We start from the raw sequence: 2471 nt of genomic DNA on the forward strand, positions 1-2471 counted from the left end.
GCCGCGCAGGCTGCCGAGGATGCCCGCCCACAGCTCGTCGGCCTGCTCCTCCTCGTCCGCGCGGGCCCGTTCGTGCCGGGCGGCGCGGTCGTCGAGGTGGAGCGCGGGCACCGTCAGCGGGTGGAAGGCGCGCAGCACCACGTCGCAGGCGAGCGGGTCGAGGCGGGCGCGGGCGACGCCGAGGAAGCCGGACAGGGCCAGCTCCTCGGCCGGGTCGACGCCGTCGAGGTGCGCGGTGACGGTGTCCGGGTCCAGCTCGGCGACCGCCGTCCCGGGGCGTACCCGGGGCAGCAGCTCCACCAGCTCCGCGTCGTAGGTGTAGCCGCCGTTGACGACGCCGATGCCCTGCGCGGAGGCGATCGGCGCGACCTGCCGGAACTCCTCCACGCTGCGGGTGAAGTGCACCACCGGGTGGCGCTGCGCGAACTCCGCCAGCGACACCTGCCCGTCGGTGGTCTCGAACGGCAGCCACGGCAGCATCGTGCGCAGCATCTCCTCGTCGTGCCGGGCCAGCGACTTCACGCCCAGGTGGTGCACGGAGAGGAACTGCGCGAGCCGGTCCGGGTCGCCGGCGGCCAGGGACGTCAGCCAGTCGCGCACGGCGCCGCCGAGCGCCTCCCGTACGGCGAGCAGCGTCTCGTCCTCGTACAGCGCCTCCCGCGAGGCCGTCGGGCGCAGGCTGTCGGTGTCCACGACGCAGCGGACGAAGAACGCCCAGTCGGGCAGCAGCCCGTCGGCGCGCGTGGTGAGCAGCATGCCCTTCAGATGCACGCGGTGCCCGGCGCGCTGGGCGGGGCTGACGGCGGACGGCAGCACGTACGCGACCCCGCGCACGCCCGCGAGCGGCACGTCCAGCTCGACGGCGTCGAGAGGGGTGAAGCCGAAGACGTCCCGGCAGTGCCCCGCGAGCGCCACCCGGCGGGCGGCCGGGCTCGGGTACGGGCGGTCCCAGACGGCGGGCAGCTCGGTGACCGGCGCCTCGCCGACGCGCACGTCGTACGGCAGGAGCGAGCCGAACTCGCGGGCGAGGGCGGTGACGCGGGCGGGCTCGAACCACTCGGCGCAGCCGGGCCGCGGCGTCAGGTGCACGGTGGTGCCGGGCTCGGGGCGGGCGGCCGGGGGGAGGGTCCGTACCGTGTACGAACCGTCGTCGGCCGCCGTCCACTCCACCGGCGGCGCCCCCGGCTCCCGGGCCGACCTGCTGACCACCCGGATCCGCTCGGCGACCAGGAAGCAGGCCAGCAGGCCGATGCCGAACTGGCCCAGGAACTCCGCCCGCGCCTCCTGCAGGCCGCCGGCGCGCTTGGAGCTGCGGCCGATGGTGGCCAGCAGCTCGTGCACCTCCGCCTCGGTGAGCCCCACGCCGCTGTCCTCGACACGCAGCCCGCCCGCGGGCTCCGCATCCGGCGCCGCGTACAGCCGGATCCGGTCCGGCGCGACGGGGTCGGCCGCGCGGCGGGCGGTGACCGCGTCGACAGCGTTCTGCAGCAGCTCGCGCAGGTAGACCCGGGGACTGGAGTACAGGTGATGGGAGAGCAGGTCCACCAGGCCGCGCAGGTCGACCTGGAAGGTGTGGGACGCGGTGGGCGCAGCGTTCTCAGGAGTCATCGCGAGAGCGCCGGCGGGGGGTGGGCGTGGCGGCGCGGGTCGGGCGATCCCGGCAGTCGGTGATCGCGAAGGGGAGTTCGGGGCGGACCATCGTAGGACCGGGAGGGCTCGGGTTACCAGGGGTTTCCACGCTCTGTCGGTCCGATGGTGTGCAATGGACGCGTGTCCGTGCTGGAAGAGCCCCTGAAGACGACCGTCGGCGACCGGACCGCCAAGGCCATGGCGGAGCACCTGGATCTGCACACGGTCGGCGACCTGCTGCACCACTACCCCCGGCGGTACGCCGAGCGCGGCGAGCTGACGCGGCTGGCCGACCTGGAGACCGACGAGCACGTCACGGTCGTCGCGCAGGTGGAGAAGGCCGCCATGCTCGGTACGGGCCGCGGGCGCCGGCTCCAGGTGGTCATCACCGACGGCAGCGGCCGGCTCACCCTCGTGTTCTTCGGGCGCGGCGCGTACCACCCGCAGAAGGAGCTGCTGCCCGGCCGGCGCGCCCTTTTCGCCGGCAAGGTCACCGTCTTCAACGGCAAGCGCCAGCTCGCCCACCCCGACTACAAGCCGCTGGCCGGCCAGGACGGCGCGGGCGCCGACGCCGCGGCGGACGAGTGGGCAGGCAAGCTCCTCCCGCTGTACCCGGCGTGCCGGCAGCTCGCGTCCTGGCAGCTCCAGCAGGCCGTCGACACGGTGCTGGACGGGCTGGAGGCCACCGGCTGGGAGGGCGTCGCCGACCCGCTGCCCGCGGCGCTGCGGGCCGAGCGCGGCCTCGTACCGCTGTCCGAGGCGCTGCTGAAGGTGCACCGGCCGAGGACCAGGGCCGACCTGTGGGCCGCGCGGGAGCGGCTGAAGTGGGACGAGGCGTTCGT

The 2471-nt window shown here is 75.1% G+C and carries 2 protein-coding genes; one reads left to right on the forward strand and one right to left on the reverse strand.

Going from position 1 to position 2471, the window contains the following annotated elements; translation table 11 throughout:
- Positions 1 to 1608 (reverse strand): HSP90 family protein (locus H5J30_RS27135; RefSeq protein WP_181789955.1); only part of this gene is annotated, 1608 nt, incomplete at its 3' end.
- A 162-nt stretch (positions 1609 to 1770) separates the two neighbouring features.
- Between H5J30_RS27135 and H5J30_RS27140 the strand changes: the two genes are divergently transcribed.
- Positions 1771 to 2471: OB-fold nucleic acid binding domain-containing protein (locus tag H5J30_RS27140; RefSeq protein WP_309505645.1), on the forward strand; the 701-nt coding region annotated here is incomplete at its 3' end.

This window comes from Streptomyces phytophilus (assembly GCF_013870535.1).
Taxonomy (GTDB): Bacteria; Actinomycetota; Actinomycetes; order Streptomycetales; family Streptomycetaceae; genus Streptomyces; species Streptomyces phytophilus.